24 protein-coding genes are annotated in these 26,047 nt (G+C 66.0%); 9 read left to right on the top strand and 15 right to left on the bottom strand.

The window, feature by feature from the left end:
• Positions 1-18 precede the first annotated feature (18 nt).
• A complete protein-coding gene (locus J2X70_RS10080; protein WP_309910192.1) occupies positions 19-306 on the top strand; it encodes a hypothetical protein in 288 nt (95 codons plus the stop codon).
• 153 nt (positions 307-459) lie between these two features.
• Here the strand turns inward: J2X70_RS10080 and J2X70_RS10075 are convergent, their stop codons facing one another.
• Genes J2X70_RS10075 through J2X70_RS10065 form a run of 3 tightly spaced genes read right to left on the bottom strand, consistent with a single transcriptional unit; the run spans position 460 to position 5,569 of the window.
• Positions 460-3,633, bottom strand: a complete 3,174-nt coding sequence (locus tag J2X70_RS10075; protein ID WP_025876842.1) for a multidrug efflux RND transporter permease subunit — start codon at positions 3,631-3,633, stop codon at positions 460-462.
• A gap of 14 nt (positions 3,634-3,647) precedes the next feature.
• A complete protein-coding gene (locus J2X70_RS10070; RefSeq protein ID WP_309910190.1) occupies positions 3,648-4,913 on the bottom strand; it encodes an efflux RND transporter periplasmic adaptor subunit in 1,266 nt (421 codons plus the stop codon).
• Positions 4,913-5,569 (bottom strand): TetR/AcrR family transcriptional regulator, encoded by a 657-nt coding sequence (locus J2X70_RS10065; protein WP_099784744.1) that lies wholly within the window; start codon positions 5,567-5,569, stop codon positions 4,913-4,915. The genes J2X70_RS10070 and J2X70_RS10065 overlap by 1 nt, the downstream gene beginning before the upstream one ends.
• A gap of 250 nt (positions 5,570-5,819) precedes the next feature.
• On the opposite strand from J2X70_RS10065, the gene J2X70_RS10060 reads away from it, so the two are divergent.
• The 3 genes from J2X70_RS10060 to J2X70_RS10050 all read left to right on the top strand — a co-directional run bounded on the left by J2X70_RS10060 (position 5,820) and on the right by J2X70_RS10050 (position 12,760).
• Positions 5,820-10,796 carry an NAD-glutamate dehydrogenase domain-containing protein gene (locus J2X70_RS10060; RefSeq protein ID WP_080148452.1) on the top strand — a complete coding sequence of 1,659 codons (4,977 nt, stop codon included), beginning with the start codon at positions 5,820-5,822 and terminating at the stop codon, positions 10,794-10,796.
• A gap of 199 nt (positions 10,797-10,995) precedes the next feature.
• Positions 10,996-11,769 (top strand): NAD kinase, encoded by a 774-nt coding sequence (locus J2X70_RS10055; protein ID WP_025876850.1) that lies wholly within the window; start codon positions 10,996-10,998, stop codon positions 11,767-11,769.
• Positions 11,770-11,815: 46 nt separating this feature from the next.
• Entirely contained in the window at positions 11,816-12,760 is a 945-nt protein-coding gene (locus tag J2X70_RS10050) for a 5'-nucleotidase (RefSeq protein WP_033831508.1), read from the top strand.
• Positions 12,761-12,835: 75 nt separating this feature from the next.
• Here J2X70_RS10050 and J2X70_RS10045 read toward each other — a convergent pair whose 3' ends face one another.
• The 12 genes from J2X70_RS10045 to asnS all read right to left on the bottom strand — a co-directional run bounded on the left by J2X70_RS10045 (position 12,836) and on the right by asnS (position 23,348).
• Positions 12,836-13,387 carry a DUF2939 domain-containing protein gene (locus J2X70_RS10045; RefSeq protein WP_301866235.1) on the bottom strand — a complete coding sequence of 184 codons (552 nt, stop codon included), beginning with the start codon at positions 13,385-13,387 and terminating at the stop codon, positions 12,836-12,838.
• Between the two features lie 42 nt (positions 13,388-13,429).
• Positions 13,430-14,410, bottom strand: coding sequence for an aldo/keto reductase (locus J2X70_RS10040; RefSeq protein ID WP_025876856.1), 981 nt, complete (start codon positions 14,408-14,410; stop codon positions 13,430-13,432).
• Positions 14,410-15,096 (bottom strand): DUF2461 domain-containing protein, encoded by a 687-nt coding sequence (locus tag J2X70_RS10035; RefSeq protein ID WP_309910186.1) that lies wholly within the window; start codon positions 15,094-15,096, stop codon positions 14,410-14,412. Before J2X70_RS10035 ends, J2X70_RS10040 begins: the two co-directional genes overlap by 1 nt.
• Positions 15,093-16,532 (bottom strand): exodeoxyribonuclease I, encoded by a 1,440-nt coding sequence (gene sbcB / locus J2X70_RS10030; RefSeq protein WP_033831506.1) that lies wholly within the window; start codon positions 16,530-16,532, stop codon positions 15,093-15,095. Before sbcB ends, J2X70_RS10035 begins: the two co-directional genes overlap by 4 nt.
• Positions 16,532-17,899 carry an NAD(P)/FAD-dependent oxidoreductase gene (locus J2X70_RS10025; protein WP_105164349.1) on the bottom strand — a complete coding sequence of 456 codons (1,368 nt, stop codon included), beginning with the start codon at positions 17,897-17,899 and terminating at the stop codon, positions 16,532-16,534. The genes sbcB and J2X70_RS10025 overlap by 1 nt, the downstream gene beginning before the upstream one ends.
• 30 nt (positions 17,900-17,929) lie before the next feature.
• Positions 17,930-19,204 (bottom strand): kynureninase, encoded by a 1,275-nt coding sequence (gene kynU, locus J2X70_RS10020; RefSeq protein WP_309910182.1) that lies wholly within the window; start codon positions 19,202-19,204, stop codon positions 17,930-17,932.
• Positions 19,205-19,371: 167 nt separating this feature from the next.
• Positions 19,372-19,893: a 3-hydroxyanthranilate 3,4-dioxygenase gene (locus J2X70_RS10015; protein WP_309910180.1), complete on the bottom strand. Its 522-nt coding sequence runs from the start codon at positions 19,891-19,893 to the stop codon at positions 19,372-19,374.
• Between the two features lie 21 nt (positions 19,894-19,914).
• Positions 19,915-20,577, bottom strand: coding sequence for a carbonate dehydratase (can, locus tag J2X70_RS10010; protein WP_309910178.1), 663 nt, complete (start codon positions 20,575-20,577; stop codon positions 19,915-19,917).
• A 73-nt stretch (positions 20,578-20,650) separates the two neighbouring features.
• Positions 20,651-21,289 carry an FMN-binding negative transcriptional regulator gene (locus J2X70_RS10005; RefSeq protein ID WP_309910176.1) on the bottom strand — a complete coding sequence of 213 codons (639 nt, stop codon included), beginning with the start codon at positions 21,287-21,289 and terminating at the stop codon, positions 20,651-20,653.
• 9 nt (positions 21,290-21,298) lie between these two features.
• Positions 21,299-21,613, bottom strand: coding sequence for a hypothetical protein (locus J2X70_RS10000; RefSeq protein WP_025876872.1), 315 nt, complete (start codon positions 21,611-21,613; stop codon positions 21,299-21,301).
• Between the two features lie 7 nt (positions 21,614-21,620).
• A complete protein-coding gene (locus J2X70_RS09995) occupies positions 21,621-21,920 on the bottom strand; it encodes a hypothetical protein (RefSeq protein ID WP_006376524.1) in 300 nt (99 codons plus the stop codon).
• A gap of 33 nt (positions 21,921-21,953) precedes the next feature.
• The gene (gene asnS / locus J2X70_RS09990; protein ID WP_012511556.1) at positions 21,954-23,348 is read right to left on the bottom strand and encodes an asparagine--tRNA ligase; all 1,395 of its coding nucleotides are present in this window, start codon (positions 23,346-23,348) and stop codon (positions 21,954-21,956) included.
• Positions 23,349-23,478: 130 nt separating this feature from the next.
• Between asnS and J2X70_RS09985 the strand changes: the two genes are divergently transcribed.
• The 5 genes from J2X70_RS09985 (at position 23,479) to rplI (ending at position 25,892) form a co-directional block, all read left to right on the top strand.
• Positions 23,479-23,817, top strand: coding sequence for an iron-sulfur cluster assembly accessory protein (locus tag J2X70_RS09985; RefSeq protein WP_025876879.1), 339 nt, complete (start codon positions 23,479-23,481; stop codon positions 23,815-23,817).
• A 93-nt stretch (positions 23,818-23,910) separates the two neighbouring features.
• On the top strand, positions 23,911-24,453 hold the full coding sequence (locus J2X70_RS09980; protein WP_309910173.1) for a CbrC family protein: 543 nt from the start codon (positions 23,911-23,913) through the stop codon (positions 24,451-24,453).
• A 201-nt stretch (positions 24,454-24,654) separates the two neighbouring features.
• Positions 24,655-25,092, top strand: coding sequence for a 30S ribosomal protein S6 (rpsF, locus tag J2X70_RS09975; RefSeq protein ID WP_025876882.1), 438 nt, complete (start codon positions 24,655-24,657; stop codon positions 25,090-25,092).
• Between the two features lie 11 nt (positions 25,093-25,103).
• On the top strand, positions 25,104-25,334 hold the full coding sequence (gene rpsR, locus J2X70_RS09970) for a 30S ribosomal protein S18 (protein ID WP_002804494.1): 231 nt from the start codon (positions 25,104-25,106) through the stop codon (positions 25,332-25,334).
• 105 nt (positions 25,335-25,439) lie between these two features.
• Entirely contained in the window at positions 25,440-25,892 is a 453-nt protein-coding gene (gene rplI, locus J2X70_RS09965; RefSeq protein ID WP_025876905.1) for a 50S ribosomal protein L9, read from the top strand.
• The last annotated feature ends 155 nt before the right edge of the window (positions 25,893-26,047 follow it).

Below are 26,047 nucleotides of genomic sequence, written 5' to 3'. Positions count from 1 at the left end.
TTTTTCTGGAGATACCGCATGATCTACCGCGGCTGGGGCTTCATGACGCTGGTGACGCCGATCGCAGGCATCCTGTTGCTGGCGTACTTCTTCCCGCACGAGGGCGCCAAGGGCAACATCCCGCTGCAGCAGGTGCTGCTGGGTGGTGGCATCGGTGCGGCAGTGAACGTGCTGCTGGGCCTGTGGCTCAACCGTGCGCCGCGGCAGGAGGGAGAGGCCGCACCCCATCATTTCTTCTTCGTGCCCATGCAATGGGCCGCGCTGGGCCTCGTGGCGGTGTGCGCCCTGATCGCGCTGCTGCGCTGACACGTCGCCCTGGAGAGCGCCAACCAAGGTTGGCGGCTACCGGGCATGCCGCTGCTTGGTAGATGCCAACCTTGGTTGGCATGGATTCAAAAGCAGCAAAGAAAAAGGCCCCGGATCGCTCCGGGGCCTTTCTCGTTTCAATTTACCGCCGGATCAACGATCCGGGCGGTGGGCGCTTTCCGCATCACGCTGGCGGCCGAGGAATTCCTTCGACGGTTCATCCAGCTTGTCGCCCAGCATGCGGCGCACGACCACGAAGAACACCGGGATCATCAGCAGGCCGAGCAGGGTGGCGAACAGCATGCCGCCGATCACGCCGGTGCCGATGGCGTGGCGCGAGTTGGCGCCGGCACCGGTGGAGATCGCCATCGGGATGACGCCCATGATGAACGCGAAGGACGTCATCAGGATCGGGCGGAATCGCAAGCGCGCCGCTTCGATGGTGGCATCGCGCAGGGTCTTGCCCGCCGCACGCTGCTCCACCGCGAACTCCACGATCAGGATCGCGTTCTTCGCGGCCAGGCCGATCACCGTGATCAGGCCGATCTTGAAGAACAGATCGTTCGGCAGGCCACGCATCATCGAAAGGGCGAGTGCGCCCAGAACGCCAAGCGGTACCACCAGCAGCACCGCCACCGGGATCGACCAGCTTTCATACAGCGCGGCCAGGCACAGGAACACCACCACGATGGACAGCACCAGCAGCAGCGTCGCGGCGTTGCCTGCCAGGATTTCCTGGTAGGACAGGCCGGACCAGTCGTAGCCGAAGCCCGCCGGCAGGTCGTCGTTGACGATGCCTTCCATGGTCTGCATCGCTTCACCCGAGCTGGTGCCCGGTGCCTGCGAGCCGACGATGTTGATCGCCGAGTAGCCGTTGTAGCGGCTCAGCGACGGTGGTGCCGAGACCCATTCGGACTTGACCACCGTGCTCAACGGAATCATCGCGTTGGTGCCATCGGCATTGGTGGTCAGGCTGGACGGGCTGTAGAAGCTCTTCAGCGATTCCTGGCCAGTGCGGTACGGACCATCAGCCTGCATGGTCACGCGCTTGATGCGGCCTTCGTAGAAGAAGTCGTTGACGTACACCGGGGCCAGCATCAGCTGGATGGTGCTGTACACGTCCGACACCGACATGCCCATGGACTGCGCCTGCACGCGGTCCACGTGCAGCTGCAGCTGCGGGGCGTTTTCCAGGCCGTTCGGGCGCACGCCCACCAGGTGGTCCGGCTTCTGCGCGGCCTGGCCGAGCAGGATGTTGCGGGCCTGGGTCAGCTGCTCGTAACCGGCGCCGCTGCGGTCCTGCAGCCACATGTCGAAGCCACCGAACTGGCCAAGGCCCTGCACGGTCGGCAGGTTGACCACGAAGATCTGCGCTTCCTTGATGCCGTAGAACGCGCCGTTCATGTTCTGGATGAATTCCGGAGCAGTGAACTTGCGCTCTTCCCACGGCTTCAGGCGGATGAAGCCCATGCCCACGTTCTCGCCGGAGCCGACGAAGCTGAAGCCGGCCACCTGCAGCATGCCTTCATAGCCATCCTGCTTTTCCAGGATGCCGCGCATCTGTGCGAACGCTTCGTTGGTCTGGCTCTTGGTCGAGCCCGGCGGCAACTGCACGATCGCCAGTGCATAGCCCTGGTCTTCCTCAGGCAGGAAGCTGCCCGGCATGCGGGTGAACAGGAAACCGCACAGCGCGGTCAGCACCACGAACAGGATCATCCAGCGTGGTGCATGGCGCACCGCCGAGGTGATGTGGCCCACATAGGTGTGGCTGATCTTGTCGTAGTACTTGTTGAAGGTGCGGTAGACGATGTTCGGGTTGTCGTTGTGCGTCGGCTTGAGGAACGTCGCGCACAGTGCCGGGGTGAAGCCCAGCGCCAGGAACGCCGAGAACGCCATCGAGATGGCGATGGTCAGGGCGAACTGCTTGTAGATCTCACCGGCCGCACCGCCCTGCAGGGCGGAGGGGATGAACACCGCCGCCAGCACGACGGTGATGGCCACCACCGCGCCGGTGATCTGGGTCATCGCCTTCTGCGTGGCCGGCTTCGGCGCCAGGCCTTCCTCGGTCATGATGCGTTCGACGTTCTCGATCACCACGATCGCGTCATCGACCACGATGCCGATCGCCAGCACCATCGCAAACAAGGTCAGCTGGTTGATCGTGAAGCCGATCATCCACATGCCCAGGAACGTACCCAGCAGGGCCACCGGGATGACCAGGGTCGGGATCAGGGTGGCGCGGAAGTTCTGCAGGAAGATCAGCATCACCAGGAACACCAGCAACACCGCTTCGAACAGGGTCTTGACCACTTCCTGGATCGAGATCTTGACGAAGGTGGTGCTGTCATACGGCGAGAACCAGGTGACGCCGGCCGGGAAGCTGGGCTGCAGCTCGTCCATCTTGCCGCGCACCGCCTCGGCCACGTTCAGGGCGTTGGCGCCCGGCAGCAGCTGGATGGCGAAGGCGCCGGTGGGCTTGCCGTTGTACTGGGTATCGAAGCCGTAGTTGTTGGCACCGAAGGCGACGCGGGCGATGTCCTTCAGCAGCACGCGCGAGCCATCGGCATTGGCGCGCAGGATGATGTTCTCGAACTCCTGCGGCGAGCTGAAGCGGCCTTCGGCCGACACCGTGGCGGTGAAGTGCTGGCCTTCCGGCGACGGGTCGGAGCCCAGCGCACCGGCGGCGAACTGCACGTTCTGCGCGCGTACTGCCGCCAGCACCTGGCTGGCCGACAGGCCATAGCCCTGCATCTTTTCCGGGTTGAGCCAGATGTTCATGGCGTACTCGGAACCGAACTGCTGGGTGCTGCCGACGCCGGGGATGCGCGAGACCTGGTCGAGCACGCGCGAACCGACGATGTCGTTCAGTGCGTCACGGTTGATCGTCGGCGTATCGGACTGCAGCGCCACCACCATCAGGAAGCCGGCGTTGGCCTTGGCCACCACCACACCCTGCTGGGTGACTTCCGAAGGCAGTCGCGGCGTGGCCAGCGAGACCTTGTTCTGCACCTGCACCTGGGCGATGTCCGGATCGGTACCGGTCTCGAAGGTCAGGGTGATCGAGGCGCGGCCGTTGGAGGCCGATGAGGAGCTGAAGTACAGCAGGTGATCGATGCCGGTCAGCTGCTGCTCGATCACCTGGGTGACCGATTTCTCCGTGGTATCCGCACTTGCGCCCGGGTAGGTGGCCGAGACGGTCACCTGCGGCGGGGCGATGTTGGGGTAGGACTCCACGCCGAGGTTGAGGATCGCGATCACGCCGCTGAGCGAGATCAGGATCGCCACCACCCAGGCGAAGACTGGATGTTCGATGAAAAATTTAGGCATGACGGAAGGTCCCGTTACTGCTTGTTCGATTCGGTGGCGGCCGGCTCGGCCTTGTCGGCCTGGTCAGCCTTGGCCGGTGCCTTGGCGTCGGCCGGAGCTGCGGCAGGCGCGCCCGGAGCAGCACCGCCGGCGGCAGGCTTGCCGTTGGCGTCCTGGCCCGGGGTCCACGGCTTGGCCGTGGCCGGCGTGCCTTCCTTGACCTTCTGCACGCCGGCGACGACCACCTTGTCACCCGCGGCCAGGCCCTCGCTGACCAGCCAGTTGCCGTTCTGCGCGCCGTCGGTCTTGACGTTCTTGCGGACGACCTTGCCGTCGGCACCCACCACCATCACATAGCCGCCGTTGGTGTCACGCAGCAGGGCCTGCTGCGGCACCAGGTAGGCATTGTTGCGCTCGCCCAGGTTGGCCTGGAAGCTGACGAAGGCGCCCGGCAGCAGGATCTTCTGCGGGTTCGGCAGCACCGCGCGCAGCGACACCGCGCCGGTGGCCGGGTCGACCGTGGTCGAGGAGAAGTCCAGCGTGCCCGGCTCGCTGTAGGTGCTGCCGTCGGCCAGCTTGACGTTGACCGTGGCCTTGCCGTCGCCGGACAGGGCCAGGGTGCCCTTGGCCTGCTGCGCACGCAGCTGGGTCAGTTCATCCACGCTCAGCGAGAAGTTCACGTACAGCGGGTCGAGCTGGTCCACGGTGGTCAGCAGGGTCACATCGCCCTGGCCGACCAGCGCGCCTTCGGTGACCTGCTGCTTGTTGGCCACGCCACTGATCGGGGCGGTGACTTCGGTGTAGCCCAGGCTGATGCGCGAGGACGTGACGGTGGCTTCGGCCTGCTTGACCGCAGCCAGCGCGGTGCGCTCGGCCGACTCGGCGTTGTCCAGGTCTGCCTTGGACACGAACTTCTGCGGCGCCAGCGAACGGGCGCGGTCAGCGGCGACCTTGGCGTTGGCGTAGGTCGCGCGGGCCGAAGCCAGCCGGGCCTCGGAGGCGTTGAGCGAGGCGCGCAGCGGCGCCGGGTCGATCAGGAACAGGGTCTGGCCCTGCTTGACCTCGCTGCCTTCCTGATAGACGCGCTTGAGCAGCACGCCGGGCACGCGGGCGCGCACATCGGCGCTGCGGAACGGCGACAGGCGACCGACCAGCTCGCGCTGCAGCGGCAGGGTCTGCGGCTTGGCGTCGATCACGCCCACCTCCGGCGGTGGGGGCGTCGGCTGTTCCGGCTTCTTGCAGGCAGCTACGGCGACAGCAACGGCGCACGTCAAGGCAAGGGTGCGGAGTGGGGCGGTCATCAGGAGGAACTCCGGGGTTGGTTTGAAGACGGGGCCGGCGAGGGCTGCGGCGCGAACGCGCGCAGGAAGCCATCGACGGAGAACTCTGCCCAGCGCCGACGCAATGCAGCGTCATCACGATGGGGGGTATGGAAGCGCTGTTTGTCGAAATCCTGACCGGCAATCATGCTCAGCAGCAGTTCGGCCATGAAGTGCGGGTCGTCATGCCGCAGCAGCCCGCGACTGCAAACGGTTTCAATCCATTCAGCAAGATGAAGTGTCAACGCGCCGGCGCCATGCCGGTACAGCGTACGCGCCTCTTCGGGAAACTGTGCTGCATCGGCGGCGATCAGGCGGCAGGCCTGGCCGACGTGGGGCTGGTTGAAGTGCTCCAGGAAGTCGGTGGCGAACTGCAGCAGGCTGCCACGCAGGTCGTCACCGCGGAGTGCACGCAGCATGGCTCCGGTGGCGTGGCCGACGTGGCGCTGCATGACCCGCCGCAGCAGGGCCTGCTTGTTGCCGTAGCGCGAGTACAGGGTCTGCTTCGAGCAACCTGCATGCTGGGCGACCGCGTCCATGCTCATCTGCATGCCCTGTCGGGCAAGCAGTTCGCGCACGGCGTCGAACACGCGCTCATCACGCGCGTCGAGGGCGACAGGAAGGTAGGCCGGATTCACGCGGTGGACTATACCGTCCAGTTCAGGATTGTGGAATCGCGCCGATGTTGCCGCATGTGTCTTCCGGTAACACGTTTTGCCGATCCTGTCGGCAACGCTGTGCGACTGCGATGCCCATACCGGTGCGAACTGAATAGGGCGTCTAAACCGCAGCAAACCCGAATCTGGTTATTCCGTCCTGCAGCAAGGCCTTTTCGTGCGGTAGGGCTACAATTTCATTTTCCCAACTGAGCAAGCGCGCCGCTCTGCCATGAAACCGCAAAAAACCGCAGCCAAGACCGTGAAAAACAAAAGCAAACCAGTTGAGTCGGAGGTCGCAGTGACCGCTGGTTTCTCCCTGGAGCCGGTGTACACGGCCTTGCGCAAGCGTTACCCCGCGGCCGCCCAGGCCGAGGCAGTGGCATTCGCAGCCGATTTCTACAAGCGCATGGAGGCCGACGAGTTCCCCCATCACAGCGCTGAGGAGTGGGCCGCGCTCGCAGCCGAAACGCTGGAGTTCGCCCGTGCCCGCAAGGCCGGCAAGGCCAATGTCCGCGTGTTCAATCCGACGGCGAAGGCCAACGGTTGGGAATCGCCGCACACCGTGCTGCAGATCATCAACGACGACATGCCGTTCCTGGTCGACACCGTGACCATGTCGCTGGCCGAGCATGGCGTGGGCGTGCATGTGCTGGGCCACCCGGTGCTGCATTTCACCCGTGACAAGGCCGGCAAGCTGACCAAGGTCGGCGAGGGCCAGCTGGAATCGGTGATGCTGCTGGAGATCGACCGCCAGCCGGCCGAAGCCATGGCAGACATCGAGCAGGCCATCAACAAGGCGCTGGATGAAGTGCGCGCCATCGTGCGCGACTGGCAGCCGATGCAGGACAAGGCGCTGGCGCTGGCCGACGACCTTGGCAGCCGCCAGCTGCCGGTCGACGCTGCCTCGCGCAAGGAAGCACAGGAATTCCTGCGCTGGGCCGCCGACAACCACTTCACCTTCTTCGGCTACCGCGAGTACCGCGTCGAGAAGCAGGGCAAGGAAGACGTGCTGGCGCCGCTGAACGATACCGGCCTGGGCCTGATGCGCGGCAAGGACAAGTCCGCTGCACGTCCGGTCAAGACCCTGGCCGCGCAGGGCCTGAACACCACGTCCGGGCTGAAGGACGCGCTGATCCTGACCAAGACCAATGCCCGTTCGCGCGTGCATCGTGCCGGTTACATGGATTACATCGGCGTGCTGGAATTCGACGCCAAGGGCAGGATCATCGGCGAACAGCGCTTCCTCGGCCTGTTCACCTCCAGCGCCTACAACCGCCGCCCGTGGGAAATCCCGCTGGTGCGCCAGCGCTACGAACACGTGATGAAGCAGTCCGGCCTGGCCGGCTCCAGCCATAGCGGCAAGGCCCTGCGCCACATCCTGGAAACCCTGCCGCGCGAAGAACTGTTCCAGTCCAGCGAGGACGAACTGTTCCGCACCGCGATGGGCGTGCTGGGTCTGCAGGAGCGCGTGCGCAGCCGCCTGTTCCTGCGCCGCGACAAGTACAGCCGTTTCATTTCCGCGCTGGTCTACCTGCCGCGCGAGCGTTTCAACACCGACGTGCGCCTGCGCATCGAAGCGATGCTCAAGGAAGCGCTGCACGGCGAGTACGTGGACAGCTCGGTGGTGCTGGGTGAATCGCCGCTGGCCCAGGTGCACCTGATCGTGCGTCCGAAGCCGGGCGAAATGCTCGATGTCGACACCGCCGAACTGGAACAGAAGCTGGCCCAGGTGCTGCGCAACTGGCAGGACGACCTGCGCGAAGCGCTGGTCACCCGCCATGGCGAAGCCGAAGGCCTGCGCATCGCTGCGCGTATCGGCAAGGCGCTGCCGGCCGGTTACATCGAAGACAACAGCACCGCCGTTGCCGCCAACGATGTCAGCCAGCTCGATGCGCTGACCGGTCCGGACGACCTGCGCCTGAGCCTGCAGGCCGTGCCGCGCGAATCCGGCGATGGCCTGCGCCTGAAGCTGTATCGCCAGCTGGATGACATCCCGCTGTCGGACGCGCTGCCGATGATGGAAAACATGGGCCTGCGCGTGATCGCCGAGCGCCCGTACCGCCTGTCGGTGGACAACGCGCCGGTGTACGTGCAGGACTTTGAGGTCGAGTCGACTGCCGGTGCGATCGATGCGGCCAGCGTCGATGAAGCCTTCGGTGAGACCTTTGCCCGCGTCTGGCACGGCGATGCCGAGAACGATGGCTTCAACCGCCTGGTGCTGGCTGCCGGCCTGCACTGGCGCCAGGTCGCCATGCTGCGTGGCTACTGCAAGTACCTGCTGCAGACCGGCGTGCCGTTCTCGCAGGCTTACGTCGAAGGCACCTTCACCCGCTACCCGTTGCTGGCACGCCTGCTGGTGGAACTGTTCGAAGCCCGCTTCGATCCGGCCACCGGCCATGAAAGCAAGGAAGACATCGCCGCCGGCCAGGCGCAGCTGAAAGCCCACCTTGAGGTGCTGGCTGCCGGCGACGAGGCAACCCTGAAGGTGCTCAAGACCGTGGTCGACGCCCGCAAGGGTGACCGCGATGCGCAGATGCAGGCCGCGCGCGAAGCGCTGCTTAAGCTGATGGACCGCGTGTCGAGCCTGGACGAGGACCGTATCCTGCGTTCCTTCATGGGCGTGATCGATGCGACCCTGCGCACCAGCTACTACCAGACCGATGCCAATGGCCAGCACGGCCATGTCATCAGCTTCAAGTTCGATTCGGCCTTGGTGCCGGACCTGCCCAAGCCGCGCCCGTACCGCGAAATCTTCGTGTATGGCCCGCGCGTGGAAGGTACCCACCTGCGCTTCGGTGCCGTCGCCCGTGGAGGCCTGCGCTGGTCGGATCGCCGCGAAGACTTCCGTACCGAAGTGCTGGGCCTGGTCAAGGCGCAGATGGTCAAGAACACCGTCATCGTGCCGGTCGGCGCGAAGGGCGGCTTCTTCGCCAAGATGCCGCCGGTGAACGGCGATCGCGATGCGATCTTCGCCAACGGCGTGGCCTGCTACAAGCTGTTCATCCAGGGCCTGCTGGACATCACCGACAACATCGTCAACAACAAGATCGTGCCGCCGGTGGATGTCGTGCGCCATGACATGGACGATCCGTACCTGGTGGTGGCCGCCGACAAGGGCACCGCGACCTTCTCCGACATCGCCAACGGCCTGGCCATCGCGCACGGCTTCTGGATGGGCGATGCGTTCGCCTCCGGCGGTTCGGTCGGTTACGACCACAAGGGCATGGGCATCACCGCGCGCGGCGCATGGGAGTCGGTCAAGCGCCACTTCCGTGCACTGGGCCGTGACAGCCAGACCCAGGACTTCACCGCGGTTGGCGTCGGCGACATGTCCGGCGACGTGTTCGGCAACGGCATGCTGCTGTCTCGCCACATCCGCCTGGTCGCTGCGTTCGACCACCGCCACATCTTCCTGGACCCGAACCCGGATGCAGCGACCACGTTCGTCGAACGTGAGCGTCTGTTCACCGTGCCGCGTTCGAGCTGGGCGGACTACGATGCCAAGCTGATCAGCAAGGGCGGCGGCGTGTATCCGCGCAGCCTGAAGTCGATCGAGATCACCCCGCAGGTGCGTGAAGCGCTGGGCCTGGACGAGAACGTCAAGGCGCTGTCGCCGAACGATCTGATGAGCGCGATCCTGAAGGCACCGGTCGACCTGCTGTGGAACGGCGGCATCGGTACCTACGTCAAGGCCGCCAGCGAGCAGCACAGCGATGTCGGCGACCGCGCCAACAACGCCCTGCGCGTGAATGGTGGCGAGCTGCGCTGCAAGGTGGTGGGCGAGGGCGGCAACCTGGGCATGACCCAGCTGGGCCGCATCGAAGCTGCCCAGGCCGGCGTGCTGCTCAACACCGACTTCATCGACAACTCGGCCGGTGTGGATACCTCCGACCACGAAGTCAACATCAAGATCCTGCTCAACGATGTGGTGCGGGCCAAGAAGCTGACCGTCGAGCAGCGCAACAAGCTGCTGGCGTCGATGACGGACGAAGTCGCCGCGCTGGTGCTCAACGACAACTACCGCCAGAACCAGGCCCTGAGCCTGATGGAGCGGATGGCGGTCAAGCGCCTGGGGTCCAAGCAGCACTTCATCCGTACCCTGGAACAGCAGGGCCTGCTGGATCGCCAGATCGAGTTCCTGCCGTCCGACGCCGAGCTGTCCCAGCGCAAGGCACGCGGCCAGGGCCTGACCCGTCCGGAACTGTCGGTGCTGCTGTCCTATTCCAAGCTGGTGGCGTTCGCGCAGCTGCTGGATTCGGACATCCCGGAAGATCCGTACCTGTCCAAGGAACTGCAGCGCTACTTCCCGACGCCGCTGCAGAAGAAGTACGCCGACGCGATGGAGCGTCACCGCCTGAAGCGCGAAATCATCGCCACGGCCGTGACCAACCAGACCATCAACCGCATGGGCGCCACCTTCCTGATGCGCATGCAGGAAGACACCGGCCGCTCCATTGCCGAGGTCGCCAAGGCCTACACCATCAGCCGCGAAACGCTGGACGCACGCGCGCTGTGGGCACAGATCGACGCTCTTGATGGCACGCTGCCGGAGTCGGTGCAGATCGACGCGCTGGAAGTGATCTGGAAGCTGCAGCGTTCGTTCGTACGCTGGCTGCTGTCGCGCCCGGGCCCGATGCCGGGCATCACCGAGGCGGTCAACCGCTACCAGGGTCCGTTCAACGACATCCGTGTTGCTTCGGGTGTGCTGCCGGATTCGCAGCGTCCGACCTACGAAGCCCTGGTGGCCGAGTGGAAGGAAAAGGGCCTGCCATCGGCGCTGGCACAGCAGCTGGCCGAACTGCACTTCCTGGAACCGGCGTTCGACATCATCGAACTGGCCCGTACCCGCAAGCTGAAGCCGGTGGATGTCTCCAAGATCCACTTCCGCCTGGGCGACGCCCTGCAGCTGCCGTGGCTGTTCGAGCAGATCGACGCGCTGGAGGTCAACGGCCGCTGGCACGCGGTGGCACGTGGCGTGCTGCGCGACGAACTGGCCGCACACCACCGCAGCCTGGCCGGCCAGGTGCTGGCCACCAAGGGCAGCACCGCTGAAGCCAAGGTGGCCGCGTGGATCGGTCGAGACGACAGCAGCCTGCGCTTCACGCTGGCGATGCTGGCCGAACTGGCCGAGCAGAAGACCCTCGACTACCCGACCGTTTCGGTCGCGGTGCAGCGCCTGGGTCAGCTCGCTGCCCACGGCGCGTAAGTGATGTAGTGCCAGGCCACGCCTGGCATGCGTGAACCGGAACGGCCCCGCGAAAGCGGGGCCGTTTTTTCTTGCGGACGACCGCCGGGCATGGCCCGGCGCTACCGATGTACGGCGGAGCAGGTAGCGCCGGGCCATGCCCGGCGAGCGCAGCGGCGCTCGGTTATGCTCTCCACCGAGCCTTCCCCCGGATCCACCGATGAGCGACACCCCCCGCATCGCTTTCCTGGCCAGTACCACCGAACCTGCACAGATGGCCCGTGCGGCGATGGTCTCGCGCTATGGCGACCACGCCCCGGACCAGGCCGACGTGCTGTGCCCGCTCGGCGGCGATGGCTTCATGCTGCAGACCCTGCATCGTCACGGACACCTGGGCAGGCCGGTATTCGGGATGAAGCTGGGCACGGTGGGTTTCCTGATGAACCAGTACCGCGGCGACGACGACGTGCATGCGCGTATCGCCCGTGCCGAGCCGGCCCACCTGCGCCCGCTGGAAATGATGGCGCTGACCGAATCGGGTACCACCACCGGGTCGCTGGCCTACAACGACGTCTCGCTGCTGCGCCAGACCCGGCAGGCGGCGCATATCGGCATCGACCTCAATGGCCAGGAGCGGGTGGGCGAACTGATCGGCGATGGCGTGCTGGTGGCCACCCCGGCCGGAAGCACCGCCTACAACTATTCCGCACATGGGCCGGTGCTGCCGTTGGGCTCGCACACCATCGCCCTGACGCCGCTGGCCCCGTATCGCCCGCGGCGCTGGCGCGGCGCCATCCTCAAGGCCGACACCGAAGTGCGCTTCCGCGTGCTCGATCCCTACAAGCGTCCGGTCAGCGTCACCGCCGATTCGCACGAGACCCGCGATGTGGTCGAAGTGACGATCCGTGAGTCGCGCGAGCACCGGGTGACCCTGCTGTTCGACCCGGAGCACAACCTCGAAGACCGGATCCTGAGCGAACAGTTCGTTTTTTGACGACAATAGGCGGCCGGCACTGCCGACCGCTTGAAGGACCCCACCGATGGGCGACAACTCCCCCCGTTTGCTGACCGTCGCGGTGACCTCGCGTGCGCTGTTCGACCTGGAAGAAAGCCATGCGCTGTTCGAAAGCGATGGCGTGGCCGCCTATGCCGAGTACCAGCGCCAGCACGAGGACGACATCCTCGGGCCGGGCGTGGCCTTCCCGGTGGTGCGCAAGCTGCTGGCGCTGAACCAGGGCGCCAGTCCCGAGAACCCGCGCGTGGAAGTGATCCTGCTGTCACGCAACTCGGCCGATACCGGCCTGCGCATCTTCAATTCCATCCAGCACTACGGGCTGGGCATCATCCGCGCGACCTTCACCGCCGGTGAGCCGACCTGGCCGTACGTGAAGCCGTTCGGCACCGACCTGTTCCTGTCGGCCAATCCGGAATCGGTGCGCAGCGCGCTTCGCCATGGCATCGCCGCGGCGACCATCCTGCCCAAGCCGCCGGGTGAGACCGCTGCCGCTGCCGCCGACCAGATCGACATCACCCGCCCGGCCGGGCAGCTGCGCATCGCTTTCGATGGTGATGCGGTGATCTTCGGGGACGAGAGCGAGCGCATTTCGCGCGAGCAGGGCGTGGAAGCCTTTGGCCGGCACGAACGCGAGCGTGCACGCGAGCCACTCAGTGGCGGTCCGTTCCGCGGCTTCCTCTCAGCGCTGCACACGCTGCAGGAAGTGTTCCCGGCCGGCGACAGCGCGCCCATCCGCACGGCGCTGGTGACCGCACGTTCTGCACCGGCGCATGAGCGGGTGATCCGTACCCTGCGCGAATGGGGTGTGCGCCTGGACGAGGCGCTGTTCCTTGGGGGGCGGCATAAGGGCCCGTTCCTGCAGGCATTCGGTGCCGACATCTTCTTTGACGATTCGCAGCACAACATCGACAGTGCGCGTGAACACGTAGCCGCCGGCCACGTGCCGCATGGTGTCGCCAACGAAGGGTGAGGTGGCAGCGCCGGGCCATGCCCGGCGAGCGCAGCGGCGCCCATGGAAACGCCGGGCATGGCCCGGCGCTACCGGTTACGGGCTGCCTGACATCCCCAGCTGCAGGTCCACCACCTTCCAGCGCAGGCCCTGCGGTTCCAGCACTACCTTCAACGGTGGCTGGCCGGGCCCGCGATCGACGTCGACCACGAAGCGATCCAGGGCTTCGAAGTGGTGTTCGGCGTTCTTCAGCGGTCGCGCCGGCTCGGTTGCACCCAAGGCCTCGCCGCCCTGCAGTTCGTTGCGGCCGCGCTTCCACAGGACGTGGCCCTGCAACATCGCACCGATGCCGGTGGGGGTGACCATCGTGTCCACCGCGGCGCCACCCAGTTGGTCGCCCAACCCGTACAGCAGGGCACCGAAGGGACTGGCAGCCACCTCGGGGCCGGCCTGGCGCACCAGGTAGTCATTGAGCTGGGCGCGCAGGCTGGTACGCACGCGTGGGAAATCCACGTAGCGCTCCAGACGGGCGGTGTCCCGTTGTTCGATGGCCTTGGACAGGCCATGCACGGTCAGGTAGGGGCCGCCGAACCACCAGGCCGCCAAGGCCATGACCAGCAGGATTGCGAGTGCAGTAAATTTCTTCATGGGGCCCAGACTGCCGCAACCGCCGCAGTAAGGGGTGAAGGCTCAATGACTGGGCGAGCCGCGGCCATCTCCGAATGCGTCGATCAGCAGCTGGCGCTCTGCTACGGTCAATGCGTCCAGTCGCGTCGCCAGCACTTCGTCCAGGCTCTGGGTGCGGGTGGTGCCGAGAATGCCGCTGGCCACGCCAGGGTGGCCCAGTGCATAGGCGAAGGCGGTCTGGGCGGGACGCTGGCTGTGGATGGCGGCGACAGCCCTGCGCATCTGGCGTGCGCTGCGCATCAATTGCCGGCTGCTCGGCTTGAGCCAGGCGCGGGCCAGGTACCAGGCGTCGGCCAGGCGCGGCAGCCGTGGTCGCGCGGGCAGCAGATGGCCCTGTGCCAGTACCGTGCCAGCCAGCACACCGATGCCGGCTGCCTGCAGCTGGTCGATCAGAGGCTCGCGGTCCTGCTGGAGAGCGTTGTAGTCCAGTAGAACCACGTCGAAGAGCGTCGGATTGGCGATCATCCAGCGCAATGTCGATGCGGAATGCGTATTGATGCCAGTGTGTCGGATCAGGCCGCGTTGCCTCAGGCGCTGCAGGGCGGCCAGCAGGTCATCGTTGATGTCGTGCTCGCTGGCGCCGTGCAACTGGTAGATATCGAGGTAGTCCAGGCCGAGATTGCGCAGCGAGGCTTCGCAACTGGTGGTGATCGCTGCGGCCGAGAAGTTGCGCTGCTCGGCGCCGCTGATGCCGGCCTGGCCGGTCAGCGTGCCGCCCTTGCTGGAGATGACCAGTGAATGCCGCGGGTAGCGCGCGAGCAGGGGACGCAGGATCCGGCCCAGACGTGGTTCGGCGTGGAAGCCCGAGTAGTTATGGCCCGTATCGAGCAGGTTCACGCCATGCGCCAGGGCGTGCTCGACCACCTCGGCCGCCGCTGCCTCGGGGAAACGGTGGTGTCCCCAGAAACCGGAACAGCCCAGACCGATCGGCGAAACGGCCAGGTTCGTGCGGCCCAGCGTGCGGCGTTGTCGCGCCAGTGCCATCAGAACTCCAGATCCAGCGCAGCGCACAGGTAGTCCACGAACGGGCCGAGCGCCGCCAGGTCCTTGCCGAGCGTGGACAGCAGGCGCGGGCCGGTCATCGTGGCATCGTCCAGCGAACGCCACATCACCCAGTTGCGGTGCTTGAGGTCATCGATGAACTCGAAGTCGGCCGGGAAGCCGCGCGGTGGGCGCACCAGCTTCTCGGTTTCCTCGAAGTCGAAACGCCTGCGCAGCGCCGGTGCGTGCGCAGCTGCCTTCCAGCTGCCCGGGTTGTCGAGGATGAAGTGGCGGACGCGGCGCTGGGTTTCCGGTTCGGGATGCCACAGCCCGGCGCCGACGAAGCTCTCGCCCGGTTGCAGGTGCACGTAGAACGAGGGTGCGGCCACTTCACGGCGGCGCTCATGGAACAGGCGCGCGCCCTGCCAGGTCTTGTAGGGCGATTTATCGTTGGAGAACCGCGCGTCGCGGTGGATGCGGAACAACGAGCCGCCCACACCACGCGTGTCTGCGCGGAAGTGTCCGCTGACCTCGGCCAGGGCCGGCTGCAGGTCGCCCAGCAGGCGCAGGAACGGCTGCCGCACGTGGTCTTCGTACTGCTGGCGATGGTCGTTGAACCAGGTCTTGTCGTTGTGCAGCGCCAGGCTGTGCAGGAACTTGAAACTGGCATCGGAAAAATAGGTGCTCACAGGTCCTCCTGCAGGTGCTGGCCCCAGTCACGCAGCGATTGCAGCAGCGCGGCGCGGCGGGCATCGTCGGGCGCCTCGGCTGCCAGCGCGTCGAGCTGCTGCTGGAACTGGGCCAGGTTGAGTTCGCCCATGCCTTCCTCACCGAACAGGCGCTGGCGGCGATAGGCTTTCCAGCGCTCGCGTTCTTCCGGTGCGAGGCTGTCGGGATGATTGCGGGCGCGATAGCGGAACAGCAGTTCCGGCAGGCGCGGATCGCGGAAGCGGCCTTCCAGTGCGGCCAGCTGCTCGGCGGGCGTGGTCCGTGCCAGTGCCAGCAGCGGCTTGTCGCCGGCGCCGAGGAAGCCGTCGTACAGCGATGCATCCACATCGGAAACGCTCGCCGCGCGCGGCTGGTTGTAGACCTGGCGCGCCTTCTCGGCCAACTGCGGCGCGAACGCGCGCAGGCGTTCGGCTTTTGCTTCGATCGCCGCCACGTCCAGCCCGAGTCGTGCGTGGTCATCAGCGCGCAGGTGGTTCCAGGCCACCAGCGCCGGCACCTTGTTCAGGTGCACTTCCTTCAACGGCACCCGGGCCACGCCTTCGGGCAGTTCGCTGGCGCGCAGGTACAGGCGCTGGGCGATCACTTCGGCGGGCAGTTCCAGCAGGTCATCGATGTCGCCGTCGAGATCGAACACGATCACCCGGTTGTTGATGGTCGGATGTACCGCCAGCGGCAACACCGGTGCCGCGCACAGGCGGCTGGCCGGGTAGCGCATCGAGATATGCAGCACCGGCTTCAATGCAGTGATGTCGAGCAGGCTGCCGACGAAACGCTTGTCGCGCAGCTTCAGCGCGTAGTCCCACAGGCGCGGCTGCGACTGCTTGAACAGGCGCGCCATGCCGATCGTCGCGCGCACGTCCGACAGCGCTTCGTGGGCATCGCCCTCGCGCACGCCGTTGGCCTCGGCCAGATGCTCCAGCTTGAACGAGGTGGCGCCGTCCTCACGCTTGGGCCAGTGGATGCCGTCCGGGCGGATGGCGTGCATCAGACGCAGCATGTCCAGCAGGTCCCAGCGCGAGTTGCCGTTGCGCCACTCGCGTTCGTACGGGTCGTGGAAGTTGCGGAACAGGCCGTAGCGGATGAACTCGTCGTCGAAGCGCAGGGTGTTGTAGCCCAGTGCGCAGGTACCGGGACGCGAGAGCTGCTCGTTGATCCGATCGAACGCCTCGGCTTCGCTGATGCCTTCAGCCAGCGCCTGCTGCGGAGTGATGCCGGTGACCATCGTCGCCATCGGCGAGGGCAGCAGATCATCGGCCGGGCGAACGAAGAAGCTGACCGGCGTGTCGATCTCATTGAGGTCGCTGTCGGTACGGATTGCCGCGTACTGGGAGATACGGGTACGACGTGGATCCTGGCCGAAGGTTTCCAGGTCGTAGAACAGGAAGCTGTCGGCCATCAGTGCGCGCCCTCCAGCACCGGCAGCTGCGCATGGATCTGCGCCTGCAGTGCGTTCCAGTCGATGTTGTCCAGGGTGTCGTGGCCTGCGGTGGCGGCGATCAGCATCGCGCGCTGGAGGTCGGTGCGGCGCAGTGCCTCGGCATAGGGCGTGTGCAGGAACGTCACCATCGTGTAGTGCGGGACGAAACGCGTGGGCCAGCGCCGCTGCAGTTCCTGTTCCAGCTCACGTTGCAGCAGGAAGGCCGGATCGGCCACCCTGTCACGCATCTCCAGATAGTTTTCCAGCGCCATCTGCTGGATCGCACGCGCGTTCGGCTTGCGCTCGGCCTCGAATGCGGCGAACGCACTCTGCAGGTCGTCCGCCTCCATCAGATGGCGGGCCAGCGCCACGCAGTCCTCGAACGCGCAGTTCATGCCCTGGCCGTGGAACGGCACCATCGCATGCGCTGCGTCACCGATCAGCACGGCACGTGCCTGCTGGTGCCAGCGTTGCAGGGTGAGGGTGCCGAGCAGGCCGGGCGGATGCTGCTCCCAGTCTGCACGCAGGTTGGGAATCAGCGGCAGGGTATCGGCGAACTCACGCGCGAACAGCGCTTCGGCCTGGGCGCCGGTGGTGACCGTGGCGAAGCTCGGATCGCCATCGTTGGGCAGGAACAGGGTGACGGTGAAGGTGCCCTCGTGGTTGGGCAGGGCGATGCACATGTAGTGGCCACGCGGCCAGATATGAAGGGCATTGCGCTCGATGCGGAAGCCGCCATCGTCGCTCGGCGGAATCTCCAGTTCCTTGTAGGAATGGTCGAGGAAGGCAATATCCTCGCCCAGCGGTTCGCGCCGGTTCATCGCCGCACGCAGCGCCGAGCCGGCGCCGTCGGCACCCACCAGCGTATCGAAGCGGATATCGTGCGGGCTGTCGTCACGATCATCGATGAAGCGTGCGTAGCCGGCATCGAAATCGACGGTGTGCAGGCGGCGGTGGAAATGCACAGTGGCGCCGGCCTGCTCGGCCAGTTCCAGCAGCGTGGTATTCAGGTCGCTGCGATGGATCGACCAGATCACTTCGCTGTCGTCGCGACCGTAACGCTGCAGCTGCGGCTCGCCCTCGCGCGGATGCACCATGCGCCCGCGCATCATCACCGCCCGCGCCATCACTTCGTCTTCCACGCCGGCCTGGCGCAACGCGTTGCGCCCGCGCTCGGCCAGGGCCAGGTTGATCGAACGGCCGCTTTCGTAATCGGCGATGCGCGGATCGCCACGGCGTTCGTACAGGGTGATGCGCCAGCCCTGCCGTGACAGCAGGATGGCCAGCAGGGATCCGGCCAGGCCGGCGCCGACAATGCTCAGCGAGCGGGATGCATGTGCGATCAACGAACTGTCCAGCAGTAGGGGAGGGCGGGCTTACAGGCCGGCCCAGGCTTCCACTTCCTCGACGAAGTGGTGCACGTCGAGATAGCGGTTGTAGAGCGGGGTGGGCGAGATGCGGATGACGTCCGGTTCGCGCCAGTCACCCAGCACGCCGATGGCGCGCAGGTGTTCGAACAGGGCGCGTCCACGCTCGCGGCCAGCGATCACCCGCAGCGACAGCTGGCAGCCGCGGCGCTCCGGCTCGGCCGGGGTGACGATCTCCAGCACCTGCGGCAGGCGCGCGCGTACCAGTGCGTCGAGCATGCCGGTCAGTGCCAGCGACTTGCTGCGCAGCGATTCCATGCCGGCACGTTCGAACAGGTCCAGCGATGCCCGCAGCGGTGCCAGGCCGAGGATCGGCGGGTTGCTCAGCTGCCAGCCCTCGGCACCGACCGCCGGCGTGAACTGCGGTGCCATCTGGAAGCGGGTGGCTTCGTCGTGGCCCCACCAGCCGGCAAAGCGCGGCAGCGTGGTGTCGCGATGATGGCGCTCGTGCACGAAGGCACCGGCCACTGCGCCGGGACCGCTGTTGAGGTACTTGTAGTGGCACCACACGGCAAAATCCGGGGCGACGTCATGCAGGCGCAGCGGCAGGTTGCCGACCGAGTGCGCCAGGTCGAAGCCGATGCGCGCGCCCTGCAGACGCGCTGCGCGGGTGATCGCATCGAGGTCGAAGGCCTGGCCGCTGCGGTATTGCACGCCGGGCCACAGCACCAGCGCCAGGCGCGGACCGTGCGCGGCGATCGCGCGTTCGATGGCGGCCATCGAGATCGTGCCGTTGGCTTCATCCGGCTGCACTTCCACCAGGCAGTCGGCCGGGTCGAAGCCATGGAAGCGGATCTGTGCTTCCACCGCGTGGCGGTCGGTCGGGAACGCGCCGGCTTCCATCAGGATCACCGGGCGTTCGGCCGTGGGCCGGTAGAAGCTGACCATCATCAGGTGCAGGTTCACGCTCAGCGTGTTCATTGCCACCACTTCGCTTGGCAGCGCACCGACCACGCGGGCCAGCTGTGCGCTGACCAGGCGGTGGTATGACAGCCATTGAGTCGGCCCGGTGAAGTGGCCTTCCACCGCCAGTTCGCCCCACTGCTTCATCACTTCCTGCACCGCAGCCTGCGCACCGCGCGGCTGCAGGCCCAACGAGTTGCCGACGAAGTAGGTCTGCTCACCGCCACCATGGCGCGGAATCAGGAATTCCTGCCGCAGCGGCCGCAGCGGATCGGCGGCATCAAGGGCAATGGCGTGGGTGCGGCTGAGCAGGTCGGACATGGTCGGGCAACAGGCTGCAACGGGGTTGCCAGTGTAGCGCCTGGGGCATCACCCGGTAGCTGCGCACCCAGCGCCAGCGCCGCATGATCCGGTAGTGGCCAACCTTGGTTGGCGCACGTGCGAACAAGCGCCCACCAAGGTGGGCATCTACCGGGGGCGGAGCGCCGTCAGGCCGCCACTGGCGCCGGCAACGGATCCACATGGCTGCACGCGCTGCAAGTGCGCAGTTCCAGGCTGGCCTGGTAGTGCGCGAACACCTTCGGCAGGTCGGTCTCGATGTTCTGCAGCGTGAAGTACTCTTCGTGCAGCTTGTGGTTGCAGCGCTCGCAATGCCAGATCACGCCATCGCGTTCATGCGGCAGGCGCTTGCGCTCGACCACCAGGCCGATGCCACCGGGCGGGCGCCGCGGTGAGTGCGGCACCTTGCCCGGCAGCAGGAAGATTTCGCCGGCACGGATCGGGATATCGCGCACCGCGCCATCCTCCTGCACCTTCAGCACCATCTCGCCTTCCAGCTGGTAGAACCACTCCGGGCCTTCGTCGTAGTGGAAATCGGTGCGGCTGTTCGGCCCGCCGACCACCATCACGATGAAATCACCGTTGTCGATCATCTTGTTGCCGACCGGCGGCTTCAACAGATGCCGGTTTTCCTCGATCCAGCCCAGCAGGTTGATGGGGGAGGCAAGCATGGGGGTGTCCGTAAGGGAGGGTCAGTCGCGCCGGCCGCGGCGCGGAACGTAGGACAGGGCCTTCTCGTAGGCCGGCTGCAGTTCTTCCGGTGCGCCCACGTCGATGCCCATTTCGCGCACGCGGCCGTCCTTCAGGCTGTACACCCAGCCGTGCACCATCAGCTTCTGGCCGCGGGCCCAGGCGTCCTGCACGATCGTCGAGCGGCAGGCGTTGACCACCTGCTCGATCACGTTCAGTTCGCACAGGCGGGCATGCTTCAGCTCCGGCTCCTCGATCGCATCCATGATCACGGCGTGCTTCTGCGCCACGTCACCGACATGGCGCAGCCAGTTGTCGGCCAGGCCCACCCGCGTGTTGTTCAGGCTGGCGTGCACGCCGCCGCAGCCGTAATGGCCAACGATCAGGATGTGCTTCACCTTCAGCTGGTCCACGGCGTACTGGATCACGCTGAGGCAGTTCAGGTCGGTATGCACCACCACATTGGCCACGTTGCGATGCACGAACACCTCACCCGGGGCCATGCCGATGATCTGGTTGGCCGGCACGCGCGAATCGGAACAGCCGATCCACAGGTATTCCGGATGCTGCTGCTTGGCCAGCTGATGGAAGAAGTCAGGATCTTCCTTCTCGATCCGGTCAGCCCATTCGCGGTTGTTCTGCAGCAGCTTGTGGATGTCTTTCATGTTCGGGGTCCCTGACGTCGGGTGGGGGCAAGGCGCGGCCGTTCTGGTCGCGTCGTCGCGGGAAACAGAGCGCTCAGCTGCCTGCGGCGGCTTCGTCGCGATACCGGCGCATCCACTGCGCCAGTTCGGTGGAATGGGGATTGTCCAGGCGTTCCAGTTCGGCCATCACCGCCTGCTGGTTGGCCTCGGGGTGGTTCTGGCTCAGCTTCAGCGTCAGCTGCACCTGTTCGACGGTAAAACGGAAGCCGACGATGCCGCGCAGCTGGCAGCGGTGGTCGTCACGCTCGGGTTCGAACCGCCAGTCCTGGCCGACGCTGGCTTCGAAGTGGTCGCCGGTATCGCTGACCAGCTGGGCCAGGGCATCGGTACCGTCGAAGGGCTGCAACTGGCCGCGCAGCTCGGCGACGGCGTAGTTCCAGGTGGGCACCCGTGCCATCGGCTCCTTGTCCGGGTACCAGCTGGCCGATACATAGCCGTGCGGCCCGTCCACCAACACCTTGGCCGCACCGCTGTGACGTGCCTGCGGGTTGGCACGGGCCCAGTGGCCGCGCAGCTCGATGTGGTCGCCGTCGCGCTGGTACAGCACCGGCAGCCGGGTCAGTTCCGGCAGGCCATCGCCACCGGCGGTCAGCACGGTGACGAATGGATCACGCGCCAGCAGGCGATCCAGCCACAGCAGGTCGGTCTCGGCGAAAGCGCGCGGGGTGAACATCGGTTGGCCTCAGGCGCGGCTGCCGAGCGACTGCACCATGCGCCCGCGCAGGCCTTCGTCGCTGCCTGCCTGCGGTGGCTGCACTTCATGCAGCGAGAAACCGCGCACCAGCGCATCTTCTTCATCCAGGCCGTCGTACTCGACGAACTCGGCATCGAACAGCTGCGAGCGTGCAGTGTCTTCGCTGTCGTAGCTCAGCGTATTGCCATCGCTGTCCAGCACTTCGGCAGTGCCGGCCTCGCGGATGCGCAGGCGCGCCCAGATCAGGGTGTTGCCGAGGCTGGCCAGCCACCAGCTGTCGCGGACGTGGGAAAGGTCGTTCATGTGTGTCTTACCAGAGCGAGGCCAGCCAGAGCAGGGCAGCCATGCCCAGTCCGGCCAGCAGGGTCAGCAGCGATACCCAGGCGGGCGTCGCCAGCCCGGACAGCGAGCGGTCCGGCTGGGTGCGGTATTCGCGCCGCAGCAGCCAGCCCAGCGCATCGGGCTTGAGGAAGGCGCCACTGCCGAAGCGCTGCGCCAGCGCCGGATGGCGATCGCGCACATGCACCAGGGTCAGCGGCCAGAAAATCACGAAGGCACTGAACCCGGCCACTGCAACGCCGACGAAACACAGGGCGAAGAACAGGGTCATGGGGGCAGTACCTCCGTGGTCGTGCGTGTGGGCTTAGAAGTCCGCGCTGCCCGGGGCGCGCGGGTAGGGGATCGCATCGCGGATGTTGGACAGACCGCAGACGTACACCACCAGGCGCTCGAAGCCCAGGCCGAAGCCGGCGTGCGGTACCGAGCCGTAGCGGCGGAAATCGCGGTACCAGCTGTAGTGTTCGCGATCCAGGCCGAACTGCGCCATGCGTGCATCCAGCACGTCCAGGCGCTCTTCGCGCTGGCTGCCACCGATGATCTCGCCGATGCCCGGGGCCAGCACGTCCATCGCCGCGACGGTCTTGCCGTCATCGTTCAGGCGCATGTAGAAGGCCTTGATGTGCTCGGGGTAGTTGGTCACCACCACCGGGCGACCGACGTGTTCCTCGGTCAGCCAGCGCTCGTGCTCGGTCTGCAGGTCCAGGCCCCATTCGACCGGGAAGTCGAACTTCTTTCCGGACTTCTGCAGCAGGCTGACCGCATCGGTGTAATCGATGCGTTCGAACGGCGCGTTGATGAAGTCTTCCAGCTTGGTGATCGCGTTCTTGTCCACGCGCTCGGCGATGAAGGCCAGGTCGTCGCCGCGCTCGTTGAGCACCGCGCGGAACAGGTACTTCAGGAATTCCTCGGCCAGGCGTGCGTCTTCGGCCAGGTCGGCGAAGGCGATTTCCGGCTCGATCATCCAGAACTCCGCCAAGTGGCGGGTGGTGTGGCTGTTCTCGGCGCGGAAGGTCGGGCCGAAGGTGTACACCTTGCTCAGCGCCAGGCAGTAGGCCTCGACGTTCAGCTGGCCGGACACGGTCAGGAAGGTTTCCTTGCCGAAGAAGTCGCGGCTGAAGTCGATCCCGCCCTGGGCGTCACGCGGCAGGTTCACCATGTCCAGGGTGGATACGCGGAACATCTGGCCGGCGCCTTCGGCGTCGGAGGTGGTGATGATCGGGGTGCTGATCCAGTTGAAGCCGTTCTCGTGGAAGAAGCGGTGCACGGCCTGGGCCAGGCAGTTGCGGATGCGGGTGACCGCGCCGAACAGGTTGGTGCGCGGGCGCAGGTGCGCCACTTCACGCAGGAACTCCGGCGTCATCGGCTTGGGCTGGATCGGGTAGGTGAGCGGGTCTTCGACCCAGCCGACCACCTCGACCGCGCTGGCCTGGATCTCGAACGACTGGCCCTTGCCCTGCGACTTCACCAGCGTGCCGGTGGCCACCAGCGAGCAGCCGGTGGTCAGGCGCTTGATCTCGTCGAAGTTGGCCAGCGCGTCGCCGGCCACGACCTGGATCGGGGCGAAGCAGGAGCCGTCGGTCACATTCACGAAAGCCAGATTTGCTGAACCGCGCACCGTGCGCACCCAACCGCGTACCGTGACTTCGCCACCTTCCGGGATCTTCCCGGCAAGCGCATGTTCAACGCTGACCACCGTCATGACTTGAATCCTCTGCTGATCGACTCGATCTATGAACACGGGAGTTTACCGGTTGCAGCGTTCTGCTTGCGAGGCATTTCTGCGGCCATCGCCTCCCTATAATGTCCCGGTACCTCTGGAGTGATCCACCATGGCTGTCAGCCTGACCCCTATTGCCTTCGAGCGCGTGCAGCGCTTTGTCGCCCAGACCCCCGGCGCGCTGGGCCTGCGTTTTGGCGTGACCAAGACCGGCTGCTCGGGCTGGGGCCACATCACCGACCTGGCCCGCGAGGAGCGCGCGGACGACACCGTGTTCGACCAGGACGGGGTGAAGATCTATGTCGACGCCAAGAGCCTGGCCCTGGTGGACGGCACCGTGATCGACTTCGGCAAGCACGGCCTGAGCGAGACCTTCACGTTCAGCAACCCGAATGCCACCGCCGAGTGCGGCTGCGGCGAGAGCTTCACCACCGACGCCGACAAGGCCTGACGGCCGGTTCTGGCGCCCGCCGGACGTGGTCCGGCGCTATCGGAACCTGCTCTGGTAGATGCCGACCTTGATCGGCAGGGAGGGGATCCACGGATGGAACGACCGCTTTTCATTTATCACCCCAACGCCTACGCCCTCTCCTTCGAAGAGGTCGACGGGATCTGTGACTGCTGCGGTCAGTCGCGGACGCTTCGTTACCGGGGGCCGTTCTACACACCTCTGCGTCCCGATTACCTGTGCCCCTGGTGTATCGCCGATGGCAGGGCAGCGGCCAGTTACGAGGGTGAATTCACCGGCTGGAGCGATATCGAGGGGGTATCCCCGGATCCAGCCGACCCGCCGCCAACCATCGCCCGTGAGCTGCTGCTGGAGATCTGCGAGCGCACCCCGGGCTACTCGTCCTGGCAGCAATCGGTCTGGCTGAGCCATTGTGAACGGCCCTGCGCCTTCCTCGGCTTTGCCGGCAGCGAGGACCTCCTGCCCATCCTCGATCAGGTCCGGCCGGACGTGGCCGAGGTCAACCCGCGCGACGCCGAGTGGTTGCTGGAACACCTGAGCCGTGACGGGGAGATGGTTGGCTGCCTGTTCCAGTGCCTGCAATGCGGCCAGCACCGCCTGCATGTGGACCTGGGGTAGCCCGGGGCGGTTTCCGCGTTCGCCGGGCATGGCCCGGCGCTACCAGGTTCAGGTCGCTCTGCGGCTCGCCGGTTGCCCGGCAGCCCCATCTGCGCCATAATGCGCGGCTTCCTGCCTCCCTGGCAGGATCCCTTGCCCCACCGCGGTATCAACGGCGGGGGGCTGTCCGGCCGCAAGGCCACATCCGAAAGGTAGAAAAACATGAGTCGTCATTACGAAATCGTGTTCATGGTCCACCCGGACCAGAGCGAGCAGGTCCCGGCCATGATCGAGCGCTACAAGTCGCTGGTCGAGAACGGCAACGGCACCATCCACCGTCTGGAAGACTGGGGCCGCCGCCAGCTGGCGTACCCGATCCAGAACCTGGTGAAGGCGCACTACGTGCTGCTGAACATCGAAGTCGACCAGGCCGTGCTGACCGAGCTGACCGAAAGCTTCCGCTTCAACGACGCCGTCCTGCGCAACCTGGTCATCAAGCGTGACGAGGCTGACACCGAGCAGTCGCTGATCATGAAGAGCAAGGACGAGAAGGGCGACAAGCCCGAGCGTGGTGAGCGTCGTCGTCGTGATGACGAAGAAGGCGAAACCACCCCCGCCGCTGACAACGATGCCGGCGACGACGCCGCTTCGGCCGCCTAAGGAGCACTGACATGTCCAAGTTCTTCCGTCGCCGCAAGTTCTGCAAGTTCACGGCCGAAGGTGTCAAGGAGATCGACTACAAGGATCTCAACACCCTGCGCCAGTACCTGACCGAGAACGGCAAGATCGTGCCGAGCCGCGTCACCGGTACCAAGTCGAAGTACCAGCGTCAGCTGGCGACCGCCGTCAAGCGCGCTCGCTTCCTGGCCCTGATTCCGTACACCGACAACCACGACGTCTGATGCCGGCGGGGCAGCTTCGCGCTGCCCCCGCTGTGCCAGCTATTCGGACAGCCTTTGTTGCGGGGCCCGCGCCTCGCTAACGAATAACTTATCTGGAGCAATACCATGCAGCTGATCCTCCTGCAGAAAGTCACCAACCTCGGCAACCTGGGCGACCTGGTCGACGTGAAGCCGGGCTACGGCCGTAACTTCCTCGTGCCGCAGGGCAAGGCCGTTCCGGCCACCGAGAGCAACAAGGCCGAGTTCGAAGCCAAGCGCGCTGATTACGAAGCCAAGGCCCAGTCCATCCACGCTGAAGCCGAAGCCCGCAAGGCCAAGCTGGAAGGCGCGAGCGTGACCGTCGCCGCCAACGCTTCGACCGAAGGCAAGCTGTACGGCTCGGTCGGCGCCCGCGAAATCGCCGATGCCTTCACCGCTGCCGGCCTGGCGCTGAGCAAGAGCGAAGTCATCCTGGGCGAAGGCGCCTTCCGCAACATTGGCGAGTACGAAGTCCTGGTGCACCTGCACGCGGACGTCGAGACCACCGTCAAGGTCGTGGTTGAAGCCGAAAAGGCCTGATCCCACGCCGCAAGGCCTGGTATCACCACCAGAACGGGCGCCCGCAAGGGTGCCCGTTTTGTTTTGGGGCGGCCCGTCCGGCCGGGCCGGTGCTTGGCCTGCTGCGCCCGTGCCGACAGATCCTGGATGAATCCATGAAGATCAATGCGTTGGCC

Origin of the sequence: Stenotrophomonas sp. 1337 (genome assembly GCF_031455455.1) — a bacterium.
Lineage (GTDB): Bacteria > Pseudomonadota > Gammaproteobacteria > Xanthomonadales > Xanthomonadaceae > Stenotrophomonas > Stenotrophomonas indicatrix.
The sequence above is the reverse complement of the archived record's forward strand: the minus strand, read 5'-3'. Positions and strand labels throughout refer to the sequence as shown.

Coding starts and splice junctions, on each gene's coding strand:
- J2X70_RS10040 (WP_025876856.1), bottom strand. CDS start 14,410: ATGGCACTGGCGCGACAACGCCGCACGCTGGGCCGCACGAACCTGGCC.
- sbcB (WP_033831506.1), bottom strand. CDS start 16,532: ATGGCCGACAGCTTCCTGTTCTACGACCTGGAAACCTTCGGCCAGGAT.
- rplI (WP_025876905.1), top strand. CDS start 25,440: ATGCAGCTGATCCTCCTGCAGAAAGTCACCAACCTCGGCAACCTGGGC.
- J2X70_RS10050 (WP_033831508.1), top strand. CDS start 11,816: ATGGGCGACAACTCCCCCCGTTTGCTGACCGTCGCGGTGACCTCGCGT.
- asnS (WP_012511556.1), bottom strand. CDS start 23,348: ATGACGGTGGTCAGCGTTGAACATGCGCTTGCCGGGAAGATCCCGGAA.
- J2X70_RS10015 (WP_309910180.1), bottom strand. CDS start 19,893: ATGCTTGCCTCCCCCATCAACCTGCTGGGCTGGATCGAGGAAAACCGG.
- J2X70_RS10055 (WP_025876850.1), top strand. CDS start 10,996: ATGAGCGACACCCCCCGCATCGCTTTCCTGGCCAGTACCACCGAACCT.
- J2X70_RS09985 (WP_025876879.1), top strand. CDS start 23,479: ATGGCTGTCAGCCTGACCCCTATTGCCTTCGAGCGCGTGCAGCGCTTT.
- J2X70_RS10005 (WP_309910176.1), bottom strand. CDS start 21,289: ATGTTCACCCCGCGCGCTTTCGCCGAGACCGACCTGCTGTGGCTGGAT.
- J2X70_RS10075 (WP_025876842.1), bottom strand. CDS start 3,633: ATGCCTAAATTTTTCATCGAACATCCAGTCTTCGCCTGGGTGGTGGCG.
- can (WP_309910178.1), bottom strand. CDS start 20,577: ATGAAAGACATCCACAAGCTGCTGCAGAACAACCGCGAATGGGCTGAC.
- J2X70_RS10070 (WP_309910190.1), bottom strand. CDS start 4,913: ATGACCGCCCCACTCCGCACCCTTGCCTTGACGTGCGCCGTTGCTGTC.
- J2X70_RS09980 (WP_309910173.1), top strand. CDS start 23,911: ATGGAACGACCGCTTTTCATTTATCACCCCAACGCCTACGCCCTCTCC.
- kynU (WP_309910182.1), bottom strand. CDS start 19,204: ATGTCCGACCTGCTCAGCCGCACCCACGCCATTGCCCTTGATGCCGCC.
- J2X70_RS10080 (WP_309910192.1), top strand. CDS start 19: ATGATCTACCGCGGCTGGGGCTTCATGACGCTGGTGACGCCGATCGCA.
- J2X70_RS10045 (WP_301866235.1), bottom strand. CDS start 13,387: ATGAAGAAATTTACTGCACTCGCAATCCTGCTGGTCATGGCCTTGGCG.
- J2X70_RS10060 (WP_080148452.1), top strand. CDS start 5,820: ATGAAACCGCAAAAAACCGCAGCCAAGACCGTGAAAAACAAAAGCAAA.
- J2X70_RS09995 (WP_006376524.1), bottom strand. CDS start 21,920: ATGACCCTGTTCTTCGCCCTGTGTTTCGTCGGCGTTGCAGTGGCCGGG.
- rpsF (WP_025876882.1), top strand. CDS start 24,655: ATGAGTCGTCATTACGAAATCGTGTTCATGGTCCACCCGGACCAGAGC.
- J2X70_RS10000 (WP_025876872.1), bottom strand. CDS start 21,613: ATGAACGACCTTTCCCACGTCCGCGACAGCTGGTGGCTGGCCAGCCTC.
- rpsR (WP_002804494.1), top strand. CDS start 25,104: ATGTCCAAGTTCTTCCGTCGCCGCAAGTTCTGCAAGTTCACGGCCGAA.